The organism is Amazonocrinis nigriterrae CENA67, from assembly GCF_016056305.1.
Lineage (GTDB): Bacteria > Cyanobacteriota > Cyanobacteriia > Cyanobacteriales > Nostocaceae > Amazonocrinis > Amazonocrinis nigriterrae.
On record NZ_JAECZC010000087.1, the window covers coordinates 1 to 4,339 of the forward strand.

At 73.7% G+C, this 4,339-nt stretch carries 3 protein-coding genes; all 3 read right to left on the reverse strand.

Annotation, left to right across the window (positions count from 1 at the left end):
• Positions 1-223 precede the first annotated feature (223 nt).
• The gene (locus I8748_RS29585) at positions 224-616 is read right to left on the reverse strand and encodes a hypothetical protein (protein ID WP_198128063.1); all 393 of its coding nucleotides are present in this window, start codon (positions 614-616) and stop codon (positions 224-226) included.
• 273 nt (positions 617-889) lie between these two features.
• On the reverse strand, positions 890-2,140 hold the full coding sequence (locus I8748_RS29590) for a DNA modification methylase (protein WP_198128064.1): 1,251 nt from the start codon (positions 2,138-2,140) through the stop codon (positions 890-892).
• A gap of 447 nt (positions 2,141-2,587) precedes the next feature.
• A partial coding sequence (locus I8748_RS29595; RefSeq protein WP_214662810.1) for a DNA primase family protein occupies positions 2,588-4,339 on the reverse strand: 1,752 nt, incomplete at its 5' end.

Here is a 4,339-nt window from a genome sequence, read left to right on the forward strand (position 1 = left end):
CCCCGGAACTTCATCCCCCGCCCCCGCCGTACCGCGCCTGTAGCCGCCGCACAACTTCGGCGGCCTCCCCGGCGCCGGGCCACCGCGGGCCGCGGGCCAGACGCGCCAGCACTTCGTCGAGAGCTGCCCTGCTCCCGTCCCCGAGCGGCAGCAGCCCGTCCGCGTCGGCCAGCCGCCGCCACCCGCCCGAGCCGCCCGCGGGCTCGCGGCCCGCCGCGCCGGGTCACCACCGCCTATCGCCGTCCGGCGGGCCGAGGGCGTCCACCTTCGCCTCCAGTTCCCGCACCTCGGCCTCCAGCTCGGCCAACTCCCGGACCTTGATGCCGAGCTCGAGGACGGCCTTCGCCGCCCCCAGGCGGGCCGCCGGCGGGGCCGACTCCTTCATCAGCGCCAGGAGGGTCCGCACCGCCTCGCCCGACGCCGCGGACAGAAGCCCGGCCGCCCGGCGGACCATGTCGGTCCGGACCAGCCGGACCCGCTTCTGGAAGTCGGGGTCCTTGAGCCGGGTGTAGACCGTCCGCTCGGACAGGTCACACTGCCGGGCGGCCGCCTCCACCGTGGCCCCGCATGCGAGCGCGAGCACCAGTGCGTCGTCGTTCTTCTTCCGGGCGACCATCGCGCACCTCCCTCTGCGGGCCGACCTGCAAACTTTTTCCGCCGATCTTCAGGGTCTGGGCGGGTCCGCCAGCGGTTCCCGGCCCCAACCACTACCTCCTCGACCACGAGCACGTGGCACCCGCTGCACGCGGGGCAGGGGGCAGGTTGGCGTCCGCGTCGGCGGCGAGGCGGTTCACCACCCCGAGACTTGGGCAGCCCGCGGTCGCAGCCGCCGCCGCGACGGCTCCCAACCGCTTCCTGAGCCGCATGGGTCGCCCCCCGATCGTACGGGTTACGCCGCGGTCGCCTCGGCACGCCGGCGGGCGATCACGTCGGCGTGGGCCACTTCCAGGTCACCCTCGAGCAGCCGCACCGGCACGGCGTCCCCGAACGTCGCGGCAGCTCGGGCGAGGATCACGTCGCAGTACTTCGGGTCGAGTTCGAGGAGCCGCGCCTGCCGCCCGGCCTGCTCGGCGACGACCAGCGTCGTCCCGCTCCCGCCGAACGGGTCGAGGACGACGCCACCCTGGGGGCAGCTGTTGGCGAGGAGCGCCCCGAACAGGGCGACCGGCTTTATCGTCGGGTGGTCGGCGTTCCTCGCCGGCTTGTCGAACTCCAACACCGTCGTCTGAGCGCGGCCGCCGAGCCACGTGTGTGTGGCGCCGTCGGCCCACCCGTAGAGGCACGGCTCGTGGCGCCACTGGTAGTCCTGCCGGCCGAGGACCAGGCTCGGCTTCACCCACACCAGGCACTGCCGCACCCGCAGCCCGGCCTCGGCCGCGGCCCGGCGGACCGAGAGGCCGTAGGTGTCGGCGTGCCAGACGTAGAACGCCCCGCCCGGCCGAAGGTGGGTGCGGGCAGCCACTAGGGCCGCGACGAGGAACTGCTGGAAGTCGTAGGGGGACAGGTCGTCGTTGGCGATCGTGAGCCGGTCGGCCGTCCCGCCCTCGTAGTCCACGTTGTACGGCGGGTCCGTCAGCAGCACGTCCGCCGGGGAGCCACCCAGCACCCGGGCCACGTCGGCGGCCTTCGTGGCGTCGCCGCAGAGCAGGCGGTGTCGGCCGACGGCCCACAGGTCGCCGGGCCGGGTGACCGGCGCCGCCGGCGGCTCGGGCACGGCGTCCGGGTCGCCGGTCGCGGCCGCGGCCGGGTCGACGAGGAGTGCCAACAGGTCGTCCTCGGCGAACCCGGTCAGGCCAAGGTCGTAGGCGGCCGCCTGGAGGGCCGCCAGCTCCTGGGCGAGCAACCCGTCGTCCCACGCCGACAAGGTCGCCGTCTGGTTGTCGGCGATCCGATACGCCCGGGCCTGCTCCGGGGTGAGCCCCCGCGCGACGTGGACCGGCACCTCGGTCATGCCGAGCTTGAGGGCCGCCTTGTACCGGGTGTGCCCCACCACGATCACGTCCTGCTCGTCCACGACGATCGGCTGGCGGAACCCAAACTCTTTCAGCGACGCCGCGACGGCATCGACCCCGGCGTCGTTGTGCCGGGGGTTCTGCGGGTACGGCTTGAGCCGCCCGACCGGCCACGTCTCCACATCCATCACCCACCTCCTCTGCCGCTCGGGCCATGATCCCCTGGTGAACTCTTCCGCCGCGCCTGCCGTCCGGACTCCCACCCGGACGGGTCGGTGGCCGCCGCCAGCTGCGCGACCTCGGCACACGCCCGGGCCAGCCCGTCCACGTCCCGCCGGCCGTACGCCTCGCACGCACGCCCCGCCGCGGCCTGAATCGCCGGGTCGGCCCCGCGGCACCCGTGTCGCTCGACCACGGCGTCGGCCGCTTCCATGAGGCGGACGGCAGCAGGGCCGTCCCAGCGTGAGACGGCGAGGTGGGCGAGCACCTCCGCCTTCCGGGCCACCAGCTCCCGCCCGAGGGCGGCCGCCCCCGCGGGGCCGCTGACGGTCACGGTGCCGCCCTCCGGGACGATTACTACGCCGGCGCGGGCGGCTTCGGCGAGGAGGGCAACGAGGGGTTGCGGAATCGCGAGGTCACCCCGTGAACGTGAACCCGCCGCCGTCGTTCTGACGGTCGGATGCGGGATGAGCGGGAGGGTTCGGGGTCAAATCGGGGTTGACCCCGAAAGGCGCGCGCCCGCGCGAGGGCTCGATTATGATCCTGTTGCGGTAGCCCGAAACCCCAGGGTTTCCTGGACCTTGTCCACACGACCTAACCTGATTTTGGGGGTCAACCCTCCCGTTCTCCCGCGTCCGATCGTCGGAACCAAGCCGCACGCGGTAGTAGACCTTCGAGTCCTTGAAGCTGTCGAATCGGCCCTTAACCTCGTCCCCGAAACGCCTTACCGTCGGCGTCCGCTTCGCGTCGTACCCCTCGTCGGCCCACCACTGCTTGAAGTGGCCGTACAACTCGCCGCCCGCGACCCTCCCGTTGGCGTCCGCCAGAACGTGGTCGTCGAGGTACTGGCCGATGAGGTCCTCCGCCTTCCGGTAGTCCGCCGTCGCGTTCGCCACCTCGTCGGGCGGGTCGAGCGTCCGCCCGGCCCGGTAGAACGCGACGGCGTGTTCCACCATGTCCGCGAGCACGCCCTCCCGCTCCTCCCCGCGGAGCCGGTCGAGCAGCTCCGGGTCGGCGCGGAACGCCGGGTCGTACTTCTTCCCCGGCCCGGTCTCCGGCTCGGCGGCGGGGTCGAGGGCCCGGTCCGCCTCCTTCCAGAACGTCACCTGGAACGGGACCAGCCGCAGCCGCCGCCAGATCCCGTGGTCGGCCCCCCGGACCCGCGGCTTGTGGTTGGTCGGGATGACGAACTTGTGGGTCGGCGGGAACTGGAAGAAGTCCTGCTTCATCCCCCGCGCCTGGACCAAGTCGTCGCCGGTCAGCGCCTTCAGCTTCTGCTCGTCCAGCCGGGCGTCCTCCGGCGTCTCCGAGCAGACCGCCAGGCGGGCGCCGCGGAGCCCGACCTTCTCCGTCGGGTGGCGGGACGCGCGGTCCTCGATCAGCAGTTCCGGGGGCGGGGTGTGGGCGTACCCGTCGGCCGTGTTGCCCAGCGCGTCGAGCCACAGGAGCTGAAGGACGCTCTTCCCGTTCGACCCCCCGCCCCACCAGAAGTGGGCGGTGTGGTCGCACGTCTCCCCGGTCGCCGCGTACCCGGACAGCCGGCGGATGTACGCCGCCACCGCCGGCCGGCCGTGGAACACCGTCTCCAGGAAAGCGAGGTAGCCGTCCCGCTTGGCCGTCGGGTTGAACGCGGTCGGGCAGAGCTTGGTGAGGAAGTCGGCCCGGTCGTGCGGGCGGACGGCCCCGGTCCGCAGATCCACCGTCCCGTTCGGGCAGTTGAGGAGGTGGGGGTGGGTGTCGAACCGGTCCCGGCCGAACCGGACGTACACCCGGGGCTCGCTCCGGGCGGCCGCGAGCATGGCCCGGACCCGCTTCATGTCCTGCGACGCCTTGGCCCACCCGAGCCGCCGCTTGGCCGCGTTCATCGCCCCCTTGAGCCGCTCCTTCTCGTCCTCGTCCTCCGCCCCGGCGTACGCCCGGGCCGCCGCGCCGAGGGCGTCGGCGGCCTCGCGGGCCATGCGGTCGGTCGTCTCCTTCGCCAGCCGCTCGACCCGCGCCCCGCTCTTGTCCGGCACCCACCGGGCGCCGTCGAACAGGGCCCAGTGCCCCCAGTCGTCGACGTACAGCGCGGCCCCGACGTGGTCGGCGACGAACCGGCGGCCGTTGGCCACGTCGGTGTCGTCGAACACCCCGCCCGGGGGCGGCCCCCCGCCGCCCGGCCCGGGCAC

Bases quoted from the DNA above. Each gene is read 5' to 3' on its own strand.
- I8748_RS29585 (WP_198128063.1), bottom strand. From the start codon at position 616: ATGGTCGCCCGGAAGAAGAACGACGACGCACTGGTGCTCGCGCTCGCA.
- I8748_RS29590 (WP_198128064.1), bottom strand. From the start codon at position 2,140: ATGGATGTGGAGACGTGGCCGGTCGGGCGGCTCAAGCCGTACCCGCAG.